The 25,554-nt window shown below is 40.7% G+C and carries 20 protein-coding genes; 13 read left to right on the top strand and 7 right to left on the bottom strand.

The window, feature by feature from the left end; translation table 11 throughout:
• Positions 1-8: 8 nt before the first annotated feature.
• Positions 9-1,247 carry a dipeptidase gene (locus B9A58_RS14055; protein ID WP_084373508.1) on the bottom strand — a complete coding sequence of 413 codons (1,239 nt, stop codon included), beginning with the start codon at positions 1,245-1,247 and terminating at the stop codon, positions 9-11.
• A gap of 93 nt (positions 1,248-1,340) precedes the next feature.
• Positions 1,341-3,218, bottom strand: coding sequence for an ABC-F family ATP-binding cassette domain-containing protein (locus tag B9A58_RS14060; protein ID WP_084373509.1), 1,878 nt, complete (start codon positions 3,216-3,218; stop codon positions 1,341-1,343).
• A gap of 184 nt (positions 3,219-3,402) precedes the next feature.
• Between B9A58_RS14060 and B9A58_RS14065 the strand changes: the two genes are divergently transcribed.
• The gene (locus B9A58_RS14065; protein ID WP_084373510.1) at positions 3,403-3,945 is read left to right on the top strand and encodes an outer membrane beta-barrel protein; all 543 of its coding nucleotides are present in this window, start codon (positions 3,403-3,405) and stop codon (positions 3,943-3,945) included.
• Positions 3,946-4,013: 68 nt separating this feature from the next.
• Here the strand turns inward: B9A58_RS14065 and B9A58_RS14070 are convergent, their stop codons facing one another.
• Positions 4,014-4,295 carry a sll1863 family stress response protein gene (locus tag B9A58_RS14070; RefSeq protein WP_084373511.1) on the bottom strand — a complete coding sequence of 94 codons (282 nt, stop codon included), beginning with the start codon at positions 4,293-4,295 and terminating at the stop codon, positions 4,014-4,016.
• Between the two features lie 127 nt (positions 4,296-4,422).
• Here B9A58_RS14070 and B9A58_RS14075 point away from each other — a divergent pair, with 127 nt between their 5' ends.
• Positions 4,423-5,043 (top strand): uridine kinase family protein, encoded by a 621-nt coding sequence (locus B9A58_RS14075; RefSeq protein ID WP_084373512.1) that lies wholly within the window; start codon positions 4,423-4,425, stop codon positions 5,041-5,043.
• Positions 5,044-5,140: 97 nt separating this feature from the next.
• Here B9A58_RS14075 and rocD read toward each other — a convergent pair whose 3' ends face one another.
• Entirely contained in the window at positions 5,141-6,376 is a 1,236-nt protein-coding gene (gene rocD / locus B9A58_RS14080) for an ornithine--oxo-acid transaminase (protein WP_084374005.1), read from the bottom strand.
• A 136-nt stretch (positions 6,377-6,512) separates the two neighbouring features.
• Here rocD and B9A58_RS20650 point away from each other — a divergent pair, with 136 nt between their 5' ends.
• From B9A58_RS20650 to B9A58_RS14110, 7 genes are all read left to right on the top strand, one after another.
• Positions 6,513-6,653, top strand: a complete 141-nt coding sequence (locus B9A58_RS20650; RefSeq protein WP_394334432.1) for a C1orf53 family protein — start codon at positions 6,513-6,515, stop codon at positions 6,651-6,653.
• Positions 6,654-6,760: 107 nt separating this feature from the next.
• Positions 6,761-8,551, top strand: coding sequence for a tetratricopeptide repeat protein (locus tag B9A58_RS14085; protein WP_084373513.1), 1,791 nt, complete (start codon positions 6,761-6,763; stop codon positions 8,549-8,551).
• Between the two features lie 165 nt (positions 8,552-8,716).
• A complete protein-coding gene (locus B9A58_RS14090) occupies positions 8,717-9,073 on the top strand; it encodes a T9SS type A sorting domain-containing protein (RefSeq protein WP_084373514.1) in 357 nt (118 codons plus the stop codon).
• A complete protein-coding gene (locus B9A58_RS14095; RefSeq protein WP_084373515.1) occupies positions 9,070-11,997 on the top strand; it encodes a G8 domain-containing protein in 2,928 nt (975 codons plus the stop codon). The genes B9A58_RS14090 and B9A58_RS14095 overlap by 4 nt, the downstream gene beginning before the upstream one ends.
• A gap of 92 nt (positions 11,998-12,089) precedes the next feature.
• The gene (locus tag B9A58_RS14100; protein ID WP_084373516.1) at positions 12,090-15,140 is read left to right on the top strand and encodes a T9SS type A sorting domain-containing protein; all 3,051 of its coding nucleotides are present in this window, start codon (positions 12,090-12,092) and stop codon (positions 15,138-15,140) included.
• Positions 15,141-15,315: 175 nt separating this feature from the next.
• On the top strand, positions 15,316-16,779 hold the full coding sequence (locus B9A58_RS14105) for an aminoacyl-histidine dipeptidase (RefSeq protein WP_084373517.1): 1,464 nt from the start codon (positions 15,316-15,318) through the stop codon (positions 16,777-16,779).
• A 166-nt stretch (positions 16,780-16,945) separates the two neighbouring features.
• Positions 16,946-17,515, top strand: coding sequence for a hypothetical protein (locus B9A58_RS14110; RefSeq protein ID WP_084373518.1), 570 nt, complete (start codon positions 16,946-16,948; stop codon positions 17,513-17,515).
• Here the strand turns inward: B9A58_RS14110 and B9A58_RS14115 are convergent.
• Positions 17,512-19,776 carry an ATP-dependent helicase gene (locus tag B9A58_RS14115; protein ID WP_084373519.1) on the bottom strand — a complete coding sequence of 755 codons (2,265 nt, stop codon included), beginning with the start codon at positions 19,774-19,776 and terminating at the stop codon, positions 17,512-17,514. The genes B9A58_RS14110 and B9A58_RS14115 overlap by 4 nt on opposite strands.
• A 109-nt stretch (positions 19,777-19,885) precedes the next feature.
• Between B9A58_RS14115 and B9A58_RS14120 the strand changes: the two genes are divergently transcribed.
• From B9A58_RS14120 to B9A58_RS14135, 4 genes are all read left to right on the top strand, one after another.
• Positions 19,886-20,122: a DUF433 domain-containing protein gene (locus B9A58_RS14120; RefSeq protein WP_084373520.1), complete on the top strand. Its 237-nt coding sequence runs from the start codon at positions 19,886-19,888 to the stop codon at positions 20,120-20,122.
• Between the two features lie 12 nt (positions 20,123-20,134).
• Positions 20,135-20,479 carry a DUF5615 family PIN-like protein gene (locus tag B9A58_RS14125; protein ID WP_084373521.1) on the top strand — a complete coding sequence of 115 codons (345 nt, stop codon included), beginning with the start codon at positions 20,135-20,137 and terminating at the stop codon, positions 20,477-20,479.
• Positions 20,480-20,550: 71 nt separating this feature from the next.
• The gene (locus B9A58_RS14130; RefSeq protein ID WP_084373522.1) at positions 20,551-21,864 is read left to right on the top strand and encodes a Na+/H+ antiporter NhaC family protein; all 1,314 of its coding nucleotides are present in this window, start codon (positions 20,551-20,553) and stop codon (positions 21,862-21,864) included.
• Between the two features lie 10 nt (positions 21,865-21,874).
• A complete protein-coding gene (locus B9A58_RS14135; protein ID WP_084373523.1) occupies positions 21,875-22,324 on the top strand; it encodes a GNAT family N-acetyltransferase in 450 nt (149 codons plus the stop codon).
• Here the strand turns inward: B9A58_RS14135 and B9A58_RS14140 are convergent.
• Together B9A58_RS14140 and B9A58_RS14145 are read right to left on the bottom strand one after the other, a co-directional pair.
• The gene (locus B9A58_RS14140; protein ID WP_084373524.1) at positions 22,321-22,656 is read right to left on the bottom strand and encodes a PadR family transcriptional regulator; all 336 of its coding nucleotides are present in this window, start codon (positions 22,654-22,656) and stop codon (positions 22,321-22,323) included. The genes B9A58_RS14135 and B9A58_RS14140 overlap by 4 nt on opposite strands.
• Before the next feature lie 73 nt (positions 22,657-22,729).
• The gene (locus B9A58_RS14145; RefSeq protein WP_084373525.1) at positions 22,730-25,339 is read right to left on the bottom strand and encodes an ABC transporter permease; all 2,610 of its coding nucleotides are present in this window, start codon (positions 25,337-25,339) and stop codon (positions 22,730-22,732) included.
• Between the last annotated feature and the right edge of the window lie 215 nt (positions 25,340-25,554).

Raw genomic sequence — 25,554 nt, forward strand, 5'->3', positions numbered from 1 at the left:
ATTGTTGGCTATTGTTTGCTTGCTGCTGTCAGCACAGCGTCCCATACTCTGAATACATTCTTGTAGCAGATTTTTTCTATGTCTTCTTCAGCGTATCCTCTTTCGAGTAATTCTTCTATCAATTTTGGATAATCAGCGGCTGTTTTCAATCTTGTGGGAAGCGAATTGCCTACGCCATCAAAATCTGATCCTAGTCCTACATAATCTACTCCAACTAATTTGACCACATAGTCGATATGGTCGGCTGCATCCTTCACATCAGCAAAAAAGTCATGGGCTTCCATCCATTCATTTTCGTAGATTGACCAGGCAGAGTCTGAAGCGTTTGGATTTTGAGCCTGAAATTCTTTTTTCACTAATTTTAGTGTATCATATTTTTTTCTTGATTTATCAAGAAGAAATGTTGATCCAAAATTGATTTGAATGACTCCATTTTTCTTGGCTAATAGCTTGATCATGTCATCGCTCATGTTTCTTTCAAAGCCCGGAGTAAAATTTCTAACAGAAGAATGAGAAGCAATACACGGCACATCAGTCATTTCCAGCACCTGATAGAACGTGCTGTCAGAAACATGGGCTATATCAACCATGATGCCTTGTGCGTTCATTTCTTTTACTACTTCTCTGCCGAATGGACTCAGTCCATTCCATTGCCGTGTGGGGTCATAGGAAGAATCACAGATTAAGTTGTTTTTTGAATGAGTCAAAGTCACGTACCTGATGCCACGGTCGTAGAAATATTTTACGTTCTCAATATTATCCTCTATTCCAGATCCATTTTCCATGCCCATGGGTAGTGAAACTAGTCCTTTTTCAAAATTTTGAATAGCTTCTGTTGGAGTTCCTGCCAGTGCAAAATGATTGGGGTAGGTAGAAACAATTTGCTCGACCATGTTGATCAGAGAGTCTGCCAAAGCTTTTGATGCGCCAGATGTTTTCTGAAGTGAAGCTGGCAGATAGATCGACATGAAAGGCACATCCAATCCTCCCTTTTTAGATTTTTCAAAATCAAAATTGCCCTCAATTTCGCCTGACAAATTCGGAATTTCGCCTTTAGCCATATAGCCCTCTTCGGCCAATTTGTACGGCAAATCTATGTGCCCATCTGTAATGATGAATTTTTTCGCAAGCGTTTCTGCTTGAGTCTTTAGATCTACCTGAATTTCTTCTTGGGTAGTTTCTTTTGGTTTGTTGCAGCTATAGAAGACAGCTGATGCTAACAAAATAGCAACTAGTAATTTTCTCATTTGATGTTATTTAATATCTGAGCCGGAAATTAGATAATTATAAACAAGAAAGAAAATATTCTTGTTTAGCGGCAATTGCAGTCAATGGTTGGTTTAGCTCAATTCAGACAATTCCAGCCAGCGCAATTCTAACTCATCCAGTTTAGTTACTATTTGCTCCACTTCAGTGGACCATTCCGTCAGCTGCACGTGATCAATTTCACCAGAGTTGAGCAAGCCAGCCAGCTCTTCTTTACGCGCCTCCAGTTTGGGCATTTCTTTTTCTATGGATTCAAACTCTTGCTTTTCTTTATAGGTGAGTTTTCTTTTGTTCTCGATTTTATGTTTTGGCTCTTCCTTGTTTGACCCTGGAGCGGATTTGGGAACAGACTTAGGCTTGGCAGGCTCTAGTCGAAAATCAGTGTAGTTGCCATGGAAATCACTAATGGATGTGCTTTCATCCAGCACAAATAAGTGATCCACCAATTTGTCCATGAAGTATCTGTCATGAGATACAATGAGCAGACAACCACCAAAATTCTGTAGATAATCCTCCAGAATATTAAGCGTTACAATATCTAAGTCATTGGTAGGCTCATCAAGGATCAGGAAGTTTGGATTGGCCATCAGTACCTTGAGTAGTTGCAATCTTCTTTTTTCTCCACCACTCAATTTAGCAATATGTGAATATTGAGACTTAGGAGGAAATAAGAACTGATTGAGCAACTGAGAGGCAGTGACCGTGCTACCATCTTCTAGCGTGATTACTTCTGCAATTTCTTGAATCGCTTCAATCACAGTTTTTCTTCCGTCTTCTTGAATGGTGTCCTGTGTATAATAGCCAAATGATGTATTGAGGCCCTTTTCTATCGTGCCAGAATCGGGTTCGAGTACGCCAGTCAAGACATTGAGAAAAGTGGACTTTCCTGTGCCATTTTTTCCTACCACTCCAACTTTTTCACCTCTGGTGAAAATGTGAGAGAAGCCCGAAAAGATGGCTTTATCACCAAAGGACTTTGAAACTTTATCCAATTCAAGAATTTTCTTCCCTTGTCGTTTGCCGCTAATTTTGATCTCCATTTCAGACTTGCGCAAGTCAACATTGGCTTTTTCTTTGGTATCGTAAAAAGCGTCAATTCTATATTTAGCTTTGGTTCCTCTGGCTTTAGGCTGACGACGCATCCATTCTAGCTCTTTGGACAGCAGATTTTTAGCCTTGTCCTTAGCTTGCTGTTGCCACTCTTCGCGTTCTGATTTTTTCTCAAGAAAGTCGCTGTAGTTGCCATTGTATTTAAAAATTTGTCCTTGATCTATCTCTAAAATTTGATTGCAAACTTTGTCTAAAAAGTAACGGTCGTGTGTCACCATCAGAATGGCTAGGTTTTGAGAAGAAAGGAATTCTTCCATCCATTCGATAATGTCCAAATCGAGGTGGTTGGTTGGCTCATCCAGAATTAAAAAATCTGGTTCGTCTAGTAGTGCTTTGGCCAGTGCAATTCTTTTTTGCTGACCTCCTGACATGTCTTGGATAGACTGATTAAGGTCATTGATGCCCAATTTGCCCAACACTTCTTTCAGACGATGTTCATAGTCCCAGGCATTGAGGCTGTCGATTTTTTCTATGAGCTCCTGCATGCGCTCCTGATCTTTATCAGTAGGCTCAGGCTTTTCAATCAGTTGCCAATATTCACTCAGTACTTTTGCTTCTGGGTGATCGCCACCAGTGATCGAATCCAGTACAGTATCAAATGCACCTAAATCAGGTGCTTGATCCAGTATAGCTACTTTGAGGTCTCTGGAAAATGAGACTACCCCTTCGTCAGGGTTCATTTTTTTGGCTACGATATTGAGCAAGGTTGATTTGCCACAGCCGTTCACCCCAACCAGTGCCACTTTTTGACCTTGCTCTATGCCAAAAGTGATATTTTCAAAAAGTTGTTTGTCATTAAAACTCTTAGTGAGTCTTTCTACAGAAAGTGCAATTGGAGGCATATATTATTTGCTTGAATGTATTTGAGCAGCAAATATAGAAGCTATAGTGATGATATGTTGAAAAAATGTATAAGTAAGAAGTATTGTAAATGATTTATTGTAATGTGCTATATTGAGCGGGCAAAATTGCCATTTGAGGTGTTACAATTTCAAAATTTGAATTAAACTTAATAACAAAACGATCATGAAAAAATCTTTATTTATTTTCTTATTTGCACTAGTCATATCCACTGTTGGATATGCGCAAGATTACAAACCATTTCAATTGTATATTGGTCTAGGTTATGCAATTCCTGATGGAGGTGGAGGAATTCTTTTTGATATAGAGCCCGCATACCGTATTAATGATCAGATAGCTGTGGGATTGAGATATGAAGCTGCTGTAATGGCAAAAAATTTAGGAGGTGGCGTTGAAGCTAGCGCATCAGGAGTAAGTTCATATACCTTGAATGCTAAATACTATTTAGGAACGAGTAGCTTTCGACCTTATATAGGTGCAGGTCTTGGTATATACACGATGGGGACAGTAGAAGCATCATCAGGAGGAGCTTCAGCTGATTTTGGGTCTAAGTTTGGTTTTTACCCAAGAATTGGGTTTGATGTTGGGCACTTCAACGTGAACTTGGATTACAATATTGTGCCAAAGTATGAAGAGAATGGTGCTGAGGTTAAGAATAGCTACATTGGTATTAGAGTAGGAGCGTTCCTTTTTGGAGGTAAGAATTAAGCTTCTTAAAAAAACAAGAAAAATGGTTGGCAGCTAGCTGCCAACCATTTTTCTTGTTTTAGATCCAATTAGTTCTTCTTTTTAAAAGCCGCCTCAGCTGCTCTTTTTATTTCTTCAGCTGCTGAACTTAGATGAGATTTGATCTCATCCCACTTCCCTTCATTTTTTTCTTTAAAGGACTGATACTCGTCATCTAGTTTGATCTTTTTCTTTTTGAGGTCTTTTATTTTATCCTCTACTTCATCACGAATATCATCTTTGGCACCTTTTGCTTCCACAATCAATTCATCTATTTTTTTGCCCAGTTCTTTTAATATTTTTTCTACTTGTCCTTGGTGGTCTGTGCTCATGATAACTATTGTTTTAAATAAAATTAACCAATAATACTCAATATTGAATCTTAGGTTTTGAATGTTGCCAACTTAAATTTTATCTAAAATTGCATATCTTTTTGAACTAGGATTAATTGCTATACCCATGACCACACCTTATATCGTCGGGATTACAGGCGGAAGTGCTTCAGGAAAAACATTATTGCTCAACGAGCTAAAAAAATCATTTAGAGAGGATGAGTTATGTATTGTCTCGCAAGACAATTATTATCGCCCTAGAGAAGAGCAGCCAAGGGATAAAAAAGGGATCCAAAATTTCGATAAACCAGAATCAATAGATCAACAGGCCTTTGCTGAAGATGTGGCTAAATTGAAGAGAGGGGAAACAGTAACCCGTCAGGAGTACACTTTCAATAACCCGAAAGTAACACCCCAAATGCTGACCTTCAAGCCATCAGCTATCATTGTGGTAGAAGGTATTTTTGTGTTTTACCTCAAAGAAGTGATGGAGCAGTTAGACCTGAAAGTGTTTGTGGATGCCAAGGACTTCCTCATGCTCAAACGTAGAATCCTAAGAGATGCCAAAGAGCGTGGTTATGACCTGGACGACGTACTTTATCGATTCGACAAGCACGTGATGCCAACCTACAAAAAATACATCAAGCCCTACAAGCAGGATGCAGACATTATTATTCCAAACAATAATGACTCGTTGAAAAATGGGTTGGGAGTATTGACTGGTTTTTTGAAAGGGAAGATTAGCTGATGCGAATTAAAAAACCCTTCCAAAGTTTAAACTCTGGAAGGGTTGATCTTTCAGGTAATCCATCAGGGTCACTCAAGTAGGACTCTGAGGAGACAAATTACTTCTCAAATGTTCTGATCGTCCTTTCGATAATATCACAGCAATCATGAAGCTGCTCTTCTGTCATCACCAATGGAGGCGCGAATCGGATGATGTTTCCATGAGTAGGCTTAGCCAATAAGCCATTTTCTTTCAGAGCCACACAGATATCCCAAGCCGTAGAGCTGTCAGGCGTATCATTGATGATGATGGCATTCAATAATCCTTTGCCTCTCACTAGTGTCACCATATCTGTAGACTCGATGAACTTGTTCATCCTTTCTCTAAACAGCTCCCCTAATTTCTGAGAGTTCTCTGCCAATTTTTCTTCTTTCACCACATCAAGAGCAGCCATGGCTACTTTAGCTGCGATTGGATTACCTCCAAAAGTAGATCCGTGCTGACCAGGCTTGATCACATCCATGATGCGATTATCAGCCATTACAGCAGATACAGGATATACTCCACCAGAAAGTGCCTTGCCCATGATTACCATGTCAGGCTTCACGTTTTCGTGATCTACAGCTAATATTTTTCCTGTTCTGGCAATCCCTGTTTGTACTTCATCCGCAATAAACAAAGCATTGGCAGCCGTACAGGCTTCCTTGGCAGCAGTTAAGTATCCTTCATCTGGCACAAATACACCAGCTTCTCCCTGGATAGGCTCTACTAAGAAACCAGCCACGTTGGGATCTTGTAATGCTTCTTTCAATGCATCTATGTCATTATGAGGGATTTTGATAAATCCACCAGTATATGGGCCAAAGTTTTTCTGTGCGTCTGGATCGTTTGAAAACGAAATGATTGTGGTAGTTCGTCCATGAAAATTATCTTCACATACAATGATCTTAGCTTCGTTTTCTGGGGTGCCCTTTACTTCATAAGCCCATTTTCTGCAAAGCTTGATAGCAGTCTCTACTGCCTCAGCGCCAGTGTTCATAGGCAGAATCTTGTCGAAACCGAAAAATTCAGACATATACTTCTCGTATTCACCCAGTGCGTCATTATAAAAGGCTCTGGAGGTCAAGGTCAAGGTTTTAGCTTGCTCAGTCAATGCCCCAACAATTTTAGGATGACAATGCCCCTGGTTGACAGCTGAATAAGCTGAAAGAAAATCATAGTATTTCTTTCCTTCCAAATCCCACACATGTACGCCTTCTCCACGTGACAAAACCACTGGTAATGGGTGGTAGTTGTGCGCGCCGTACTTATCTTCTAAGGCTATTGCCTGCTCGCTAGTTAGTTCTCTGACCATGATTGTATATTTTGGGTTGTTCAAACAAAAATGAGTTCTTTGTGCAGAACTCATTAATTTCACTCAAAATTACGAAAAGCATTTCGAATAACACAACAGAAACCCTTTTGCTTTGAGCGATAAAAACAACGGTCAGCTGTCAGAATCGAACGATTCACCAGATTATTACTTCAATGAGCAAGGCCTGATGGTCTTTACTGCCACCTATCATCTTAAACGGGGATATTGTTGTAAAAATGGATGCAAACATTGTCCGTATGGGTATCAAAAGAAATAATCAATTGTATATGTTTTATAGGGCTACATACACCTGTAAATAATTTACTATCTTCGAATCGCGCATTCTTAAAAAAAGTAAATCCACTTACTATTTGACCACCTGTTATGATGATTAAGAATGTATTCTTACTATTCTGTGCATTTTCTATTTCTATCTATTCTGGCGCTCAATCTCTTCAATTTGAAGAGGCACTTTCAAAAGCTCATTTGGGTAGAACCAATCGAGATAGTGCTTTATTAAAAGCGAATCGTGCTTTTGAATTGGCACAAAAAGAAAATTCCGAAGAATCAATAAATAAGGCACTGACCTATATTGGAGCTGCCTATTACAATAGGAGAGAAACTGATACGGCCAGGTTCATTCTGAACAAGGCACGACCAAGCCTGAAAAAAGGTTCGTTTGAACATGGAATGGCTACCTGGTATTCGGGCAAGGTTTGCTTGAGGAGTGCCAAGTATGATTCTGCCAAACAATATTACCTACAGGCCAAAGAGATATTTGCGCAACTTGATTCAGTACTTTTTGTAAGTAACTGCCTGGCTGAGATAGGCCTGACCCAGGGCATGCAGGGGAATTACTCTGAGGCTTTGAAGTGGTTTACTCAGAGTTATGAGAATAAACTCAAAAATGGACTAGAAGCTGAGACGGATGATGATTTGCACAACATTGCCACCGTCTACATGCGGCAGGGAAGTTATGATAAGGCTATAGAATTCTTTCGAAAGTCTATTGAACTGAAAGATGGTGAAGGAGATTATAGTCCTTATATAGGAATAGGAGGTGCTTTTAATCTTCAAGGCATACCAGATAGTGCTTTGTTCTATTATAAAAAAGCTTATGGCATGGCAAGTGCTGAAAAAGCACTTGGTGGGGTAGTGTCTGCAGCGATAAACATAAGTAACATTTACTTTCAAAAAAAAGAACACAGATCCGCCATAGATTATCTTCAAATTGCTAGCGCCACTGGTGCGGTATCCGCTCGATCAGTGCCATCTGTATATGGTGAAATGGGTAAGAATTATTTTGGGTTAAAAATGCTTGATAGTGCGAAATATTTTCTGATGTTGGGATTGGAAGAGTCATTTGTGGTCAACAATAGACAATACAAAGCTGAAACAAGCGAATTTTTAAGTATGATCCTGGCTGAGCAGGAAAAGTTTGAAGAAGCCTATGACTATGCCATGATGTCTATGACTTACGCAGATTCGATTAATCGTGAAAGAAGAGATGATGCCATTACAGATCAGAGAGTTAAACTTGAAACGCTGAAAAAGCAACATGAAATTGATGCGCTCCATGCAGAAAATCAAATCCATCAATACAAGCAACTTTTGCTAATTATTGGTGGGGTGTCTCTTACGCTAATTGGTGTACTCGCATTTTTTAATTTAAGATCAAGAACAAACCTGAAGCAAGCCAAATTAGAGGAGGAAAAAGCTGTGCTACAACTGGAATTAGAAAAAAGGCAAGCCCAGTTGTCCGCACATACACTTCACATGATCCATCATAAAAATGGACTAGAAGAAATAGAACAGCATCTGGTCGAATTGGATGGAGTAGGAAAGCAAAAGATTAAAAACGTAATATCAATCAACAAAGCACAAGAAAAAGATTGGGATAATTTCAATAATTACTTTAGTGATGTACATGCTCAATTTTTTGACATTTTAAAATCCCATCATCAAGACCTGACACAAAGCGAAATTAGACTTTGTGCATTAGTCAGAATGAATTTGGCGAATAACGAAATTGCAACTCTCCTGAATATAGAGCCTAAGAGTGTGAAAATGGCACGATATAGACTCAAGAAAAAATTGACACTTGAAGAAGAGCAGGATTTGAATTCATACATCCAAAAATTGGAACTGGCAGGATCTAGAATGCGTCAGGGGTGATTTTTATTTGCCAGAGATCATTTTTTCATCAATAAATTTTCACCACTCATAGCCTATTGATGTCTTTTTGTCGAACGATTAGATGCTGTAGACCAATTGTAGCCCTACAAGATTAGTAATTAGGCGACCTTTCATGTCATATTTGATTCATTAAATAATACAAATATGAAAAGGTATATTACTATTCTATTCGTGCTGGCAGGTGAGATATGTCTTGGACAAACCGTACATGCGGTAAAAGTAGCTGTGGGTCAAGGAGAAGATTGTCCTGTGGTTACAGGTATTGAACCTTTATTGGCCGTTCAAGTATTCCCGAATCCAGCAACTTCCACATTATCTATTCATTCAGCTATACAAAATGCCAGTTTCAGACTTTTAAATGTCCATGGCAAAATCATCAAAGACCAAAGTTTTTTGAAAAACAATGTGTCTGTCGACATCAGCCATGTACCTGAAGGAGTCTACATCCTTCAGGTATTTAATGATCGTCAAAATCGTACCATTAAAATTATAGTGCAATGAAGATCACTCTACAGATATTCCTTGTACTCGTCTTTGCTGAGTCCATCTATGCGCAACAATCCATTCTTGTGGAAATTGACGATATCGTTGAACTGGAGGCGGACGCATTTCGAGGTGAACTTCACTGGCAGCAATCAAGCGATCAAATCAATTGGACTGATATCACTAATGGAAATGTCAGTCCTTTTCAAGTCACGGTTACTGTACTTCCTGTCTTTTTTAGAGGGAAAGTGGATGAAGAAGCTTGTGATGGCTCACATTATACAGAGGTCATACAAGTCTATGGTACAGAAGACTTAGAGCTGTGGTCCGACCCAAATACATGGGGTGAGGAAGGTAAACCAGTGGCTGGGGATGAAGTTGTAATTCCAAAAGAAAAATTGATTCTATTGGATGAAAACACCCCAGAATTAGGCGGCCTGACCATAGAGGGGCTGCTCACCTTCGACCGACAAGATCTTTCTCTCACCAGCAAATGGATTGTTGTGAATGGCATCCTGCAAGTAGGCACTTCAGATAATCCTTTCCGGCAAAAAGCTACTATCACACTAAACGATCAGGACACAGAATCTGATATCATGGGCATGGGTACTCGTGGCATCATGGTTATGAATGGTGTTTTAGAGTTGCATGGTGCCACACCAGATGTGATATGGACAAAAATCAATGCACATGCCGAATCTGGTGCGACTGTCCTCTCTCTGATAGAAGAGGTGGATTGGAATGTAGGAGACGAAATTGTGATTGCACCAACTGATTACTACGAAGCTGGCTTTGGTGCATCTGTGACACAGCGGGTGAGCCTCTCTGGTGTGAATGAAGATCAACTGAATCTAGCAGACCCTCTGAATGCGCATAGATGGGGGCTGTTACAATATCCCGTAGATGACGGGATGAGCCTGTCTTCAGCTGGTATGGTGAGCCCACCAGTGGCCGATACGGAAAGCACAGCTACTCCCTTGGTGCTGGATGAAAGAGCAGAAGTGGGTCATCTGACGAGAAATATTGTAATCCAATCACCAGATGACGATCGATGGCAATCAGAAGGGTTTGGTGTGCACACCATGATCATGCCCAACGGGACAGCACATGTAGAAGGGGTAGAGTTCAAGCGAGCAGGGCAAGCTGGTCGATTAAGAAGATACCCATTTCACTGGCACATGTTGAGCTATGAGGGAACTGAGACTTTTGCAGATGCCAATGGTCAGTACTTTAATGGCAATACTATCAACTCTTCTGCCAATAGAGGTATCGTCATTCATGGAACTAATGGTGTAGAAGTAAGAGACAATATTGTCTATGACGTGCGTGGACATGGGGTATTTACAGAAGATGCCATTGAGCGAAGAAATATCATTGATGGTAATTTGGTCTTACATGTTAGAAACCCAGCTACTGGTTCACAACTGATGCAACATGAGGTCGGGAGTTTTGGTTCTTCAGGATTTTGGATAGCTAACCCCGATAATACAGTAACCAATAATATCGCAGCGGATTGCCAAACTTTTGGTTTCTGGTTAGCCTTTCCTTTGCAGCCGTTCGGATTGGGCGCTCAGGTTCTCGCAGACGATGGGCTATTGCTCAGACCCAATAGACTGCTATTTGGAGTTTTTGATAACAATACAGCCCATTCCAACAAGAATGATGGCTTGCATCTGGATGATCCACAATCTGACGACGAAGGCAATACTTTTCCTCTTCAATATTGGTCCAGTACTACAGGAAGAGCGGATATCAATGATACTGAGGGCTTGAGTAGGTTTACTTTGGCGAGGTTCAAGACCTGGAAAAATATGGATAATGGCTCTTGGGATAGAGGTGTCTGGACAGATATGATTGAATTTGTATCAGCAGATAATTGCGGAAGATTCTTTGCTGGATCTGGAGCCGAGGGTGTGATAGAAAGAGGCCTTATTGTTGGCACCAGCCTCAATTTCATGATGAACGGAACAGGCAGACCAGAGATTGCCGATTTCCAATTCAATGCCTCATCAGCACCCACTGCATTTGCTACCTATCACAGTGCCTTCAGCATGAAAAATAATATCCTGGTCAATTTTGAGGTAACAGAACATGACAGAGCTGGCGTATTTGCTTCAGATGATTATTATCTGCGAGCAGTTGATAAAGGCATGGTAAGAAATACCAATAACCTAATGATCAATTCTCATCCTGGCGTCAAGCTTCAATCTACAGGCACCTACTTCACGCTGGCCAGTGCGCTTTGGGATCCTTATGGTTTTTGGGGGCCAGAAGAGAACTATTTTGTTTATGATGTGCCTTTTCTTACTTATGGAAAAGAGATCCATCTGGTAGAGCTGGGGACTGAGGTTGCTGGAGGAGTGAGTGTTGCAGGTCCGTTTTATGGATTTGCAGCATTCGTTCTCCATGGTGTGGGAAATACGCCACCTCAGACTTCACCTGATGCGGATATCATGGCCTTGCACGTAGATAGGTACGAGCTAGACGATTTAGAATTAAGTACAGTGGTAGGCACTTGGGAAGTGGATGCTGCAGAATCCAACTGGACGCTACAGCACATGCGAGATTTTGCCACTACTCCTGATGGTCTCTATGTGCTGACTTTCCCAGGAGAAGATGACCCTACAGATTTTTTGGTAGAAGTAGAAAGTATGATTGAAACTACAGATACACAGGTGATTGGGATTCAATATGACGGAAATATAGATCCTGTCGTTTACATACAGCAAGAACGCAATCCGAACAATTTTGAAGGGTACGAACAACTGGAATCTTTGACCCAAGTTATCGATTCAGAAGGAGAAACTTGGTGGCAGGACAAGACCAATAACAGGGTCTGGGTCAAAATACAAGGTGGTCGCTGGGAAGAAAATGAATTCGACACTGGTTTCGAGCGAGTCACCAATGAGACCATGCAGTTGAAAATTAGGCCTGCAGATTAATCACTCAATTCTAGAATTTAGATGAGACTTGACTTAGAAAAGTAATTACTACCTGAAAAACAATCTCTAACAAAATTTAATTAATCATTCAAATGAATTATCTAAAAGGAATTTTACAGATCTGTGCTTTCATTATTCTTTCCTTCATGTCTTTTTCTGCGAATGCAGATACCATACTTATGTTCGTATCACACGAGCAAACTTATTACTCCGAATACATTGTAATGAAAAAGGCACTTGAGGCAGCTGGATATACTGTAGAGGTGCGAAGCGCATCAGACTTGAACTTTTCAACCTATATGTCTCCATACAGTGATATTTCGGCGGTGGCCAATGATCTATCTGGAAGTAGTTACTCAGAGTTTCAAAATCAGTTTCTCAATCTTTTTGGAATGGAGTGGGACGAATCCTTAAATAGTATTCCGACTTCAGTATCCACAGATGGCATTTTGACAAACGTGATGAATATTGATCAATACGTTGGAATTGTTGTAGTTGGAGGGATAGGTTCTTTAGCCTATCGGGTAGACGGAACTTATTATGCTCAAGGCGAAGAAGAAAGGGAAGTATCGGCAAGCATGGTTGAGCAAACGGCAGAATATTTGAACGATTTAGCTATTGAAGCCTTATTGCAGGGTAAACCTGTAATGGCTCAGTGTCATGGGGCCAGCATCCCCGCATTTTGGAGAATACCGGATACCAGTGGTCCGGGAGAAGAGGCTTTAGGGTATAGTCTGCTGAAAGATCAAAATTCAGCGGGCTATCCTGAGTCTGCCACTTTGGGTACGCTTCAGGCCTTGGATGTGATATATCGACCAAATGATCGAGTTACAATCTCAAATGCACACAGCGCATTGACCACCTCTTATTCGGCCACTGCCAAGATTATAACCACAAGAGACTGGTATCCTCAAACCGTTGCTCATGCAGCAAGAACGTTTTTGAATGTTCTAGAAACTTTTCCACTGGATAGGACTAAGACATCTGAGATCAATGCCCTCGTGATTCATGGAGGAGCATTGGATCCAGAGAACTGTGGGCCTGAAAATAAGGACAATGATGTGCCCTGCAATCATGGAGGAGGTGAAAGTCTACCAGCCGACTATACTGACTTGATGAACGTGCTAAATGCGAATGAAAATAACGATGATTTCAATTTGGTGAACGATCATTTGGATTTAAGCACTACTGAATTAGATCTTTCTAACGAAGCAGAAGTGCTGACTTATTTTGCTGATTACGATGTGATTGTCTTTTTCAAACATTGGTCTACAGTCATTACTGATGAAATGCAGCAAGCTATTGTGACATTTGCCGATAATGGAGGAGGTGTTGTGGGATTGCATCATGCACTTTACAATGACCAGGAGGGTAGTCAAAATAAGGATGTGCTGGTTACCCAGCTTTTTGGAGCGGAGTCATCTCCGTCAGGTTGGGCAGCTAATTTGACTACGTTCAACATGTATGCTACCAATCATGGGCATTTTATATCAAGTTACCTCATTGAATATGATAACGTAGCTGATCATCCGACGGTCGCCTCATGGGAATCAGATCCATTATCTGCTACTGCGAATACTTCATTTTCGACCCTGCCATTTATAAGTATGTATGATGAGCTTTATGTCAATTTCAATTACACTGGAGATATCGCATTGGGTCGTGAGATTAATGAAATAACGCCTTTGTTTTCTAATGATGCCCTTCCTCCTAATGCTAGTTTAACACAAACTCGACAAACCGGATTTACAAGGCTTGTGGATTTGGATGGAGATGGAAAAATTGGAAAAGTGGCTTATATGGCCCCAGGAGAACGGACGATAAATGTAGATGCAGCCAGTACTTATGGTCAAATGATAAGAAATGCTGTGGTCTGGTCAGCTCCGGAGGCTGAAAAATGGGAGCAGACTATTGAGGTAGCCAGTATCAGTGATAAATTGATAACGGATGATCCATTTGAAATTTCCGCAAGTGTATCTAGTGAATTAACATTGGCCTACGAAGTAATTTATGGCCCTGCAACCAATGAGGGCAATCTAGTGACTCTGACTGGAGTGGCAGGTGAAGTGGAGATTGAAATATCGCAAGAAGGGAATGGGGATTATCTGGCTGCTACAGAGACCATTAGTTTTGTTGTGTACGATCCGTCCAAACTTGATCAAGAGATAACATTCCTAGCAGTTGAAGATCAAATATTTGGTAATGAACCCATCAATTTATCAGCCACCTCCACATCAGAATTGGAAGTCAGTTTTGAATATGTCAGTGGGCCAGGTACGCTAGATGGATCAGTACTTACCATCACAGGAGCGGGCGCCATAGTTGTGGAGGCCAGTCAATCAGGAAATGATGACTATAATCCAGCAGATACTGAAGAGCAAACTATAATAGTATCCAAGGCTAATCAAGAAATTACATTTACTGAAATTGAGGATCAAACTTATGGAGCTAGCTCGATAGAACTATCAGCTACGTCCACATCAGAATTGGAAGTCAGTTTTGAATATGTCAATGGACCAGGTACCCTTGATGGATCAGTACTTACCATCACTGGAGCAGGCACCATAGTTGTGCAGGCCAGCCAATCAGGAGATGATAATTACAACCCAGCAGATACTGAAGAGCAAACTATAACAGTATCCAAGGCTAATCAAACCATTGAATTCTCTCCGCTGGAAGATGTACCTATGACTGCTGATCCAATCACTTTGGAGGCCAAGACAAGTACAGGCCTTGAAGTTATATTTTCAGTGGATGGCCCCGCAAATCTGTCAGGCATAGAATTGATATTGGACAGGATACCTGGCACGGTGACAGTGACGGCTTCACAGGGCGGAAACGAAAACTTTCATGGTGTATCAGTTCAACAATCATTTGAATCTATGTATGTATTGAGTGCTGATCCAATGACACAGTGTTGGAATATTTATCCTAATCCTGTGCAAAACCAGCTTCAGATCAGACGTGAATATGGCCAATCTGCTCATATTGAAATTTATCAAGTGAATGGAGCACTTTCGCTAGCTGAAAAAATTAACGGAGAAGGAACAGTAGATGTCCACTCATTGCCTAATGGGATCTATTTTCTAAGGATAATTGAAGAAAAAACGGTCACAACAACGAAAATCCTTATATCAAGGTGATCTGTGGTTATCGTTACTACTGATTGAAGAAAGGAGCGGCTGATGCCGCTTTTTTTATGATTGAATTTTGAGTTTGAATATTGAGTAATACTCAGTTCAATTGGTTTTCAAATCATGGTATTATGTTTTCTGAATGCCTAATTTAGCGAGATCATTAAATTTAGACCATTACCCAATGAGCAACGAAGTAAGAAATCTTGAACCCAATGACATGTGGAACTGCTTTGCCGATCTGAACGCAGTACCTAGACCTTCCAAAAAAGAAGAGCGCGTCATCGCGTTTGTGAAGAAATTTGGCGAAAGCCTCAACTTGGATACCTATGTGGATGAAGTAGGTAATATCATCATCAAAAAGCCCGCTACACCCGGCATGGAAAACCGTAAGACGGTATGCATTCAAAGTCACATTGATATGGTGCATCAGAAGAATGCTGATACCGTTTTTGACTTTGATACCCAAGGCATTGAGATGTTTGTAGAAGGGGACTGGGTAAAGGCCAAAGGCACCACACTGGGTGCTGACAATGGGATTGGTGCAGCTTCAATTATGGCATTATTAGCTTCCAAAGATATTGCTCATCCAGCGATTGAGGGATTATTTACCATAGATGAAGAAACAGGAATGACAGGTGCTATGGGTTTGAAAGGTGGTTTGCTAGATGCAGAAATCATGCTCAATCTGGATACAGAGGACGATCACGAATTGACGATTGGCTGTGCAGGTGGTGTAGATGTAACGGGCGAGGGTTCTTATGCTGAAGAATCTGTTTCTGGGGATCGAATGGGACTTGAACTGAAAATGAGAGGGCTTTCAGGTGGCCACTCAGGGATGCAGATTCATGAAGGGCTGGGTAATGCCAATAAACTGATGAATCGTTTGCTTTATGCGTTGGACTCAGAATTTGACATTCGAATAGCCAGTATAGATGGAGGAGGATTAAGAAATGCGATCCCTAGAGAGTCAGTGGCTGTGCTTTCTGTTTTAAAATCGGAAAGAGAAGAATTAGAAAATGAGGTCATTGGTTTGGCCGAAATGATGATCGAAGAGCATGATACTACTGATCCAGAAATGGAAGTGGATATCAGTGAAGTAAATGCGCCCACTCAAGTCATAGCCAAAGATTTTCAACGGAAATTATTACGAGCAGTCTATGCCTTGCCCAATGGGATTTATCGCATGAGTCCAGATATGGCAGGCTTGGTTCAGACTTCCAATAATGTGGCACGAGTTTCAGTTGCAGGTGGGAAATACAGCATCCAGTGTTTGACCAGAAGTTCTGTAGACACGGAAAAAGTGGATTTGGCTTTGAACATTCAGGCGATCTTCGAATTATTAGGGGCAGAGTCAACCATGGATGGAGACTACCCAGGCTGGACACCAAAACCTGACGCGGATATAGTGAAATTAATGGATGAGTTGTACCAAAAAACATTTGGGCATAAGGCAGATGTAAGTGCCTGTCATGCAGGATTGGAATGCGGGATTCTTGGGACTAACTATCCTGATATGGAAATGATCAGTTTCGGGCCTAATATCCGAGGGGCTCACTCGCCAGATGAAAGAGTTCAGATCAGTTCAGTGCAAAAATATTGGCCGTTCTTGTTGGAGACACTGAAGCATATTCCGGAAAGGAAGTAATGATCGATTATCCGTCATTGCCCGGCGGTAGTCCGGGCAATCTGTATCCTCTACTAGCGGATCACCCGAATAAATCGGGTGATGACGTTATGATTCAGTATGAACTTTCTCAACACCCTTCCTGTTAAACACTTTGACTATTTTAGAGTGAACAAAAGATTATCCTATGGAGCCATTTGAGTACGTCGTTGTTTTAATATCATTGATTCTGGGTTTAGGAGTTGCCCAATTATTGAATGGGGTAGCAGATATGCTGGCTCAGTTTAAAAAGACCAAATTTAGTGTTGCTCATAGCATTTTTATAGTAGTGCTTTTTCTGGTTTTCTTTCAGGAATGGTGGTACACTTATCAGTATTCGAAACAAATTGATCAATGGACTGAACCAATTGTATTGGCTTTAATGAGCTTTCCAATTGTATTGTTCTTGCTAGCAAGGTTTATGTTCCCCACTGGTTCTCGAAGTCAGGAGACGGATCTAAATGCCTATTTTTGTGAAAACTGGAGGTGGCTCTATGGTATTTTCTCTTTTACTATATTGATCAGCATTATTCAAAACATCACGATTTCAGACTATTCGTTCGTGGAGCAAATTCCTCTCATGCTTTATTTTATGTGGTATGTGGTCTTTATATCTCTAAATGTGCAGAATCAGAAGTACCACAATGCTTTTCAAATCGCACAACTCTTGTTGTGGATTTATTTCTTTGCAGGAGTAGATAATGGGATGTTGAATTAGTCTAGGATTCTCAGCTTTGCAAAACTGAGCAATAAAGTCTTGTCGCCTGCTTTTTCAAAGCTGATGTGAGCTTTTTTGTTGGCCCCTTGGATATCTATTTCAGTCACCTGGCCAAATCCGAATTTGGGATGTTCCACTTTATTTCCAATGGCTAATTTAGAGGTATCACTTGGCCTGAAATCCGCAGATGGTTTATGAAACAATTGATTAGGCGGAGGCTTTGGAACCGTTCGCTGTACCGTACTGATGAACGTTTTCGCATATTGGTCTCCTGGAGATGGTGTGCTGCTCATTTTGGCATTAAACTTCAGAAAGTCCTTGTCAATCTCTTCTAAGAATCTACTAGGTTCACAAGTTTTCAATCTACCAAAACGATACCTAGTCAGTGCATAACTGAGATACAACTTGGTTTCAGCACGTGTTATTGCCACATAGAAGAGCCTTCGTTCTTCTTCCAGATCCTGCCTTGAACTAATCATCATTTGAGAAGGAAAAAGATCTTCCTCCATGCCTACAACAAAAACATTTTTAAACTCCAGACCTTTCGCCATGTGGATGGTCATCATGGTGACTACATCCTTGTCTTCATCTTTGTCCTTATTATCAGCATCTGTCAGCAATGCAATCTCCTGAAGAAAGGCAGACATAGATTTGTCTTCATTTTCAGGATTATCAACAAATTCTTTGATGCCGTTCAAGAGTTCTTGAACGTTTTCGTAGCGGTTTCTACCTTCTATGGTTTTGTCGTCGTAAAGCTCCTTCATCAACCCAGAATTCTTGGCAATCTGAGAAGCGGCTTCAAAGGCATCTTTCTTTTCCACTGCCAGTTTGAAGCTCTTTATGGTTGTCACAAAACCATCTATAGCAGTTGCTGTTCGTCCGCCTATAACATTCTTTGCATTTTCAAGTATAGTCCAAAGATCTAAGTTCTGCTCATTGGCAACCACAAAGAGTTTATCAACTGAAGTACCACCTATCCCTCGTTTGGGCAAGTTGATAATTCTACGAAGCGCCTGCTCGTCATTTTGATTGACAGAATACCGAATGTAACCCAGAAGGTCTTTGATTTCTTTTCTTTGATAGAAAGACAATCCACCCACAATCTGGTATTTGATATTGTTTCTTCGCAATGCTTCTTCCATTGCCCGTGACTGGCTATTGGTTCTATAGAGAATGGCAAAGTCAGCGTTTTTGTATTGGTTGTTGGCTTTGGATTCGAAGATGGCAGAGGCGACTAGTTTGCCTTCTTCATTATCAGTGGTGGCTTTGATCAGCTCAATCAGATCGCCTTCATTATTATCAGTCCAGACGCTTTTGCGGAGCTGATTTTTGTTTTTGGTAATGACTGAGTTGGCGGCATTCACGATCGTTTTAGACGATCTATAATTTTGCTCCAGTTTGATTATTTTCAACTCAGGATAGTCCTTTTCGAAATTCAAGATGTTTTGAATATCCGCCCCACGGAAGGCGTAGATACTTTGCGCATCATCACCCACAATACAGATATTTCGGCGAACGGCTGCCAACTTTTTAGTGATCACATACTGTGAAATGTTGGTATCCTGAAACTCATCCACCATCACATAGTGAAAGCGCTGTTGATACTTATTGAGTACATCAATGTGATCTCGAAAGAGCACATTGGTATTGAAGAGCAAATCGTCGAAGTCCATCGCATCTGCTTTGAAGCAGCGTGTGGCATATTCACGATAGATTTTGCCCATTTCGGGTTTGCCGTTTTCAGTATCGTCAGCCAGATAGACTGGGTTGTTGGTGTATTCCTGCCAGGAAACCAGCCTATTTTTAGCGCTTGAGATGCGATTGAATACCACATTGGGTTTGTAGACTTTATCGTCCAGGCCGAAAGATTTGACAATCTGCTTGATCAAAGATTTAGAGTCGTCCGCATCGTATATGGTAAAGTGACTCGGGTAGCCTAGTTTATCTGCTTCAGATCTCAATATTCTTGAAAACACAGAGTGAAAGGTACCCATCCAAAGATTTCGAGCATCAGTTCCTACCACATCTTCCACCCGATTTCTCATTTCTTTGGCCGCCTTGTTGGTAAAGGTCAAAGACAAAATATTGAACGGGTCAACGTTATGCTTTTTGATCAAGTGTGCAATGCGATAGGTCAATACGCGAGTCTTGCCAGAACCGGCACCCGCAATGATCATAGAAGGTCCTTGTACATTTTCTACTGCCTCTCGCTGTGGAGGGTTCAGTCCGTTCAAATAGTCTAAATCCGCATTTTCCAACATGGCTGCAATTTACAGTCTTGTAGATAAAATGTTTCGATTGTATGCGCCAAAAAAATACGTTTATAGATATGGATGAACAGATTCATTCAGCTTTGCGTATTTTAGATTAATGGAAAATCAATATTTAGACCGAATTACTATCAATTCTGAAGTTTGTCATGGTAAACCAACTGTGAGAAATAAAAGATATACAGTCGATCTGATTCTCGATTTACTTTCGGCAGGAGCTACACACGAAGAGATACTCAGTGATTATCCTCAGCTTGAAAATGAAGATATTTTGGCCTGTTTGGCTTACGCTGCCAGGCTTACAAAGTATAACCGCTATACAAAAATATCAATGTGAAATTGCTGATTGATGCTCAATTGCCCACTAAAATTTGTGAAATATTTGATCATTGATCATATTAATATCAAAGCTTTTCACGTTGACGATCTACCAGACGGAGATCAATCTACTGATTTAGAAATCACAAAGTTTGCTGATCAGAACGACCTCACTGTAGTGACCAAGGACTATGATTTTTATCACTCCCACATGGCCAATAAGAAACCTAATCGCCTATTTCTTATATCTACTGGAAATCTTAAAAACCGACAACTCTTTGATCTCATTCGAGCCAATGCTGTACTTATTTTTGAAGCACTGTCTGCTAACCATTTTGTAGAATTGACTAATGACGGGTTAATTGAACATGGCTAATCTTTTTATTTTTCATTCGAATCTCAATAGCTTAGCGGCTAGCAAATTGACCTAACAAAAAGCCGCAGATTATGGAAAAGCAAGGAAGTTTTAAGTCACTGATACCTTTGATGGTATTTATTTTCTCCTTTTTAGGTATAGGCATATTGCTGGATGATTTTTATGCGTTGCCTGCCCCTATAGCCGTGATTTTAGGAATTATGGTAGCATTTGCACTATTTGGTGATAGCCTGGAAGAAAAAACCAAGCAATTGGTAGATGGCTGTGGAGATTCTAAAGTGATGACCATGGGGATCATCTATTTGTTGGCAGGGGCTTTTGCCACTGTTTCCAAGCAGATGGGTGCAGTTGATTCCGTTGTCAATTTTGGTTTGGATTTTATCTCTGTGCAGTATTTGCCTGTAGGCGTGTTTTTGATTGCCAGCTTTTTGTCTATTGCTACGGGTACTTCCGTAGGATCCATTGTAGCACTAGGGCCAATCGTTGTTGGCTTGGCAGATCGCTCTGGTACTTCATTGGCACTAATGTCGGCCACTCTGTTAGGAGGAGCCATGTTTGGAGACAATCTTTCCATTATTTCTGACACTACCATTGCTGCCACGCAGTCTCTGGGTGTGAAGATGAAAGATAAGTTTAGAGCGAATGTGTATATCGCACTCCCTGCTGCCATAGTCACTGTAGTGCTGTTATTGGTTTTTGGTTTCACCAAAGACCTGACAGGTATAGAAGCACTGGCCGAAACAGGCGAATATGAATTGGTCAAAATCATTCCCTATCTATTAGTGATCGTTCTAGCAGTGATGGGCGTTCCAGTCTTTCATGTGCTCATAATAGGAATCATAGTGAGCGGATTGATGGGAATTTCGTTTGATAATTTTACCATGATGGGATTTGCCAAGACCACATACAAAGGTTTTGAGGGGATGACGGAGGTGTTTCTTTTAGCGATTTTTAGTGGTGGGTTGGCTACGTTGACTGCTCATGATGGAGGAATCAACTATACTTTACGTAAAGTAAAAGAATGGGTGAAAGGCAAGAAATCTGCCCAGTTTGGATTGGGTGCTTTGATCGGAATTACCAATTTGGCTATAGCCAATAATACCGTGACACTACTGATCACGGGAGATATTTCAAGAGAAATTAGCGAAAGCTATGGTGTAGATAAGAGAAAAGCTGCTGCCTTGATTGATACCTTTTCTTGTATTGTCCAGGGTTTGCTTCCTTATGGAGCTCAAGTATTGATTCTACTAAAATTCACGGATGGTAGATTGAACTTCTTTGATCTGGCAGGCAATGTTTGGTACTTGTATTTACTCTTGGTATTTGCTGTTTTGGCAATTTTGATCAAACCCTGGGACAGGAAAATTTCGGCTATGGCCGAGTAAAGATGAAGATATGAATGTAAGACGCGCACAAGCTGCAGAAGCTCAGCATATTGTAGATTTTCAAATTGACATGGCTCGTGAGACCGAGGATGTGACTCTGGACAGGAATATCATTACCCCTGGTGTACAAGCGGTATTTGATGACGAATCAAAGGGCTGGTATTTTGTGGCTGAAGTTGATGGAAAAATCGCAGGTAGCCTGATGATAACCTTCGAATGGAGCGACTGGAGAAATTCGATGATTCTCTGGATTCAGTCTGTATTTGTGGCAAAAGAGTTTCGTGGCAGAGGTGTATACAAGGCACTATATAAACATATTCAGCAGATAGTGAGTGAGTCGAATGATTATGCCGGTATTCGACTATATGTAGATAAAACTAATACCAATGCACTACAAGTGTATGAAAAACTGGGCATGGATAGTCAGCACTACGGGATGTGTGAGTGGATTAAGCCTTAGCTGATTCCATCAAAAACTACATCTGGAATATTGCCCCAAAGTTGGTCTCTTTGTTCTTTGGCTTTGATTAATGCAGCTTTCCCAGATTGGGATACTTCAAAAAACCTTTTGCGACGACCGCCACGAGCCTTGGTGGCTTCACCCAGTTTGGAATTGATGAGTTCTTTCTCTTCCAGTCTATTCAAGACAGCATGAACGACGCCTAGTTTGACCTTTCGGCCTGTCACTCGTTCAATCTCATCACAAATAAAAACGCTATAGGCCTGATCAATTTGGGAAGCAATGGTAAGTAGTACCAATTCTTCAAATTCTCCAATGTTGGTTCCTTTCATGATATTAATTCTAGGTTCAATATTTAAAAATTAAGTTTTGGTCAGCGACAACTGCCACTGACCAAAACCATCACTATTCATTTCTCAATGTATCTGCAGGATTCATTTGAGCTGCTCTGTATGTTTGAAAGCCAATCATTACCAATCCAATAGAAAACACCACCAATAGTCCTCCTAAAACATCCCAGATGCTCATAGGGGAGAAGTAAACGAATTCAGTGAGTATGATTTCATTGGTTAAAAAATAGGTAAATGGTGCAGCTATCAAGCTCGAAATTACCAGTAACCAAACATAACTTCTGGACAGCAAATAGACCAGCTTAAACGATGAGGCTCCCATTACCTTTCTGATGCTGATTTCTTTAATTTTTGTCTCTACGGCATATACACTCATGCCAAACAGTCCCATGGCTGCAATGGAAATGGCCAGTAGCGCAAGAAACCCTACAATTTTGATCAACATCTCAAACATGACATAAGTGTTCTCAATGTGCTCGTCATAATAACTGGCTGTAAACGGGTGCAGTTCATCTACCTTGCTCCATTCAGCTTCTAACTTATCTATAGTGGCTATATAGTCATTTGTTTCCACCAATAAATTCAAATATTCATATTCGAAGGGATTGTACCTGAACGCATAGGGTTCAATTGGTGAATTCAACATAGAATGATTGAAATCTTCTACCACGCCTATAATTGAAAGCCAATGACCATCCAATTCTATTTTTTCGCCGAGTGCTTCTAATTCGCCACCTATTTCAAAGCGCTCTAATAATTTTTGATTTACTATGGTATATTGCTCTTGAGCACTGTCAGGTCTGCTTTTAAAATTTTCACCTGCAATCAAATTGAATTTATGATTGGTCAAATAATTTTCATCAACGAAATTGATATGAATTTGCGCCGAGTCTCCTGGGTTTTTGTATTTCCCATCAACAATGGTCATCCGATGGCCGTGCACAATACTGTGGCATTTTGAGATGGATTTCACATCTGCTACCTGTGCCAATGCACTTTTCATTACTCGATGATTATTGCCCTGAAGTTCGACATTTAGGATTTGAGCAGTGGAAAAACCAAGATCGTAATTCATGGCATGGTGATACTGCTTGTTTAAAATAATAGTCATCAAAATGAGTAGGGTAGAAATAGAAAACTGTGCAACCAAAAGCACTTTTCTGAGCGTCATTCCAGCGAATATTTTGACGCTGGCCTTGCTTCTGAGTACCGTTACAGCCTGAAATTTGGATAGTGTGGTGGCAGGTATCAAACTCGCAAGAATTCCAGCAAATATGGCAAAGCCAACAAACCAGAGAATGAGGAGTCCATTGATGGGCAAACTAACTCCATCTCCATCCAACATTACCAAAAATTGCTCTCTTAGTGGAATAAATAGAATAATGGCAACCACTAGTGCCATCAATGCTAAAATCACAGACTCTACCACAAACTGGGCAAATATATTTCCTCGCGTGGCACCAATGACTCTTCTGATCCCCACTTCAGTGGAACGTCTGAGTGATCTGGCAATGGATAGATTGGTGTAATTGAAACAGGCTGTAAGAAGGATAATCAATGGCAGTATGGCGAATATTAAGGTGGCTGCTGTGGGTACTGTAGGTCCAAGCTGATTTCCCAAGGGAGCGCCAGTAAAAATATCGGCTAATGGCTGCAGAGCAGCTGTAATTTTTTCTGGTGCGATCAATTTATTTTCAGTTTCACATATCTGGTTTAGGGTTTGTGTCATCTGGTGATAGGCTGAGTCGGTAGCCACGGTCAGATAGATGTAGGTTCTCCACATCGTAGTAGATTTTGCCCAGTCAGGATCGTCTCTGGAGAGATTGATCAATGTGCCAATTGATGCCAATGATTCGAATTTGATGTGCGAATTGATTGGAGGGTCTTTCATTATGCCTTTTATCAGATACTCGACTTCATTCACACGCAGTATTTTGCCCATGGCGGGCGTATCTCCATATATTTTTTTGGCTGAAGTTTCCGTGAGTACCAAACTGTTTGGTTCTGCAAGTGCAGAACTTGGATCTCCTTCCACCATAGGAAAGGAAAAGACCTTAAAAAAGTCCTTCGAGGCCCATATACCTGAAAGGACAAGTTTTTTGCCATCAGCATCCGCATCTCCACCAAAACCTTTATATAGAGTGGTCTTGGATTGATAATAGTTATACTCATCCAATTTTTCGCTTAGGAAATATGACGTAGAGGCCATGTTCATCACTTCTCCAGTGGCTCTTACTCTAGTATTTACAACTCGGTATATATGATCGCCATTTTTATGAAAATTGTCAAAGAGCTGAACCTCTACAATCAGAGTGATGACCAAAAGGCCAACGGACATGCTGATAGCGAGTCCTATGATATTGATAAATGAAAAAAGTCTATTTCTAGCCAAGCTTCGAATCGAAGTCTTGAAGTAATTTTTGAATAACATGTAACTGTTCATCTTGGACTTGTTTTTGAGTTTTTTGAAAGTGTATGACCTAAAAAATTTGAGTACATCAATGATGAAAATAAAATTAGCCAGTCTCTGGCCTCGTTCAAGGTTCCGAGCGTAGTACTCATACAAGTCGCCCAGAAGGTCTTCGAGTAAGTCTTCTCTGCAATACCATTCGAGAAGTTTGATGGCCCATTTGGGGGGATGATTATGATTACGATTTGTTGCCAATACTATTTATTCATTAAATGTATGAAATATTAGACGCAACGTGAATTCACTCGGTTACATTTATTCACTATTTGTATGTAAAATATTATTTAATGATTTGAAGCAGATGATTTGCAAAATGATTTCTTTAGAGTGCCACTGAGCCTGATCGCAGTTATTTTCCTACCTCCGGACTAACACTTTACAGCCATGCGCAATACGCTCCAGCCTATGGC

This window comes from Reichenbachiella faecimaris (assembly GCF_900176375.1).
GTDB classification, from domain to species: Bacteria; Bacteroidota; Bacteroidia; order Cytophagales; family Cyclobacteriaceae; genus Reichenbachiella; species Reichenbachiella faecimaris.

Bases quoted from the DNA above. Each gene is read 5' to 3' on its own strand.
- B9A58_RS14055 (WP_084373508.1), bottom strand. From the start codon at position 1,247: ATGAGAAAATTACTAGTTGCTATTTTGTTAGCATCAGCTGTCTTCTAT.
- B9A58_RS14060 (WP_084373509.1), bottom strand. From the start codon at position 3,218: ATGCCTCCAATTGCACTTTCTGTAGAAAGACTCACTAAGAGTTTTAAT.
- B9A58_RS14065 (WP_084373510.1), top strand. From the start codon at position 3,403: ATGAAAAAATCTTTATTTATTTTCTTATTTGCACTAGTCATATCCACT.
- B9A58_RS14070 (WP_084373511.1), bottom strand. From the start codon at position 4,295: ATGAGCACAGACCACCAAGGACAAGTAGAAAAAATATTAAAAGAACTG.
- B9A58_RS14075 (WP_084373512.1), top strand. From the start codon at position 4,423: ATGACCACACCTTATATCGTCGGGATTACAGGCGGAAGTGCTTCAGGA.
- rocD (WP_084374005.1), bottom strand. From the start codon at position 6,376: ATGGTCAGAGAACTAACTAGCGAGCAGGCAATAGCCTTAGAAGATAAG.
- B9A58_RS14085 (WP_084373513.1), top strand. From the start codon at position 6,761: ATGATGATTAAGAATGTATTCTTACTATTCTGTGCATTTTCTATTTCT.
- B9A58_RS14090 (WP_084373514.1), top strand. From the start codon at position 8,717: ATGAAAAGGTATATTACTATTCTATTCGTGCTGGCAGGTGAGATATGT.
- B9A58_RS14095 (WP_084373515.1), top strand. From the start codon at position 9,070: ATGAAGATCACTCTACAGATATTCCTTGTACTCGTCTTTGCTGAGTCC.
- B9A58_RS14100 (WP_084373516.1), top strand. From the start codon at position 12,090: ATGAATTATCTAAAAGGAATTTTACAGATCTGTGCTTTCATTATTCTT.
- B9A58_RS14105 (WP_084373517.1), top strand. From the start codon at position 15,316: ATGAGCAACGAAGTAAGAAATCTTGAACCCAATGACATGTGGAACTGC.
- B9A58_RS14110 (WP_084373518.1), top strand. From the start codon at position 16,946: ATGGAGCCATTTGAGTACGTCGTTGTTTTAATATCATTGATTCTGGGT.
- B9A58_RS14115 (WP_084373519.1), bottom strand. From the start codon at position 19,776: ATGTTGGAAAATGCGGATTTAGACTATTTGAACGGACTGAACCCTCCA.
- B9A58_RS14120 (WP_084373520.1), top strand. From the start codon at position 19,886: ATGGAAAATCAATATTTAGACCGAATTACTATCAATTCTGAAGTTTGT.
- B9A58_RS14125 (WP_084373521.1), top strand. From the start codon at position 20,135: ATGCTCAATTGCCCACTAAAATTTGTGAAATATTTGATCATTGATCAT.
- B9A58_RS14130 (WP_084373522.1), top strand. From the start codon at position 20,551: ATGGAAAAGCAAGGAAGTTTTAAGTCACTGATACCTTTGATGGTATTT.
- B9A58_RS14135 (WP_084373523.1), top strand. From the start codon at position 21,875: ATGAATGTAAGACGCGCACAAGCTGCAGAAGCTCAGCATATTGTAGAT.
- B9A58_RS14140 (WP_084373524.1), bottom strand. From the start codon at position 22,656: ATGAAAGGAACCAACATTGGAGAATTTGAAGAATTGGTACTACTTACC.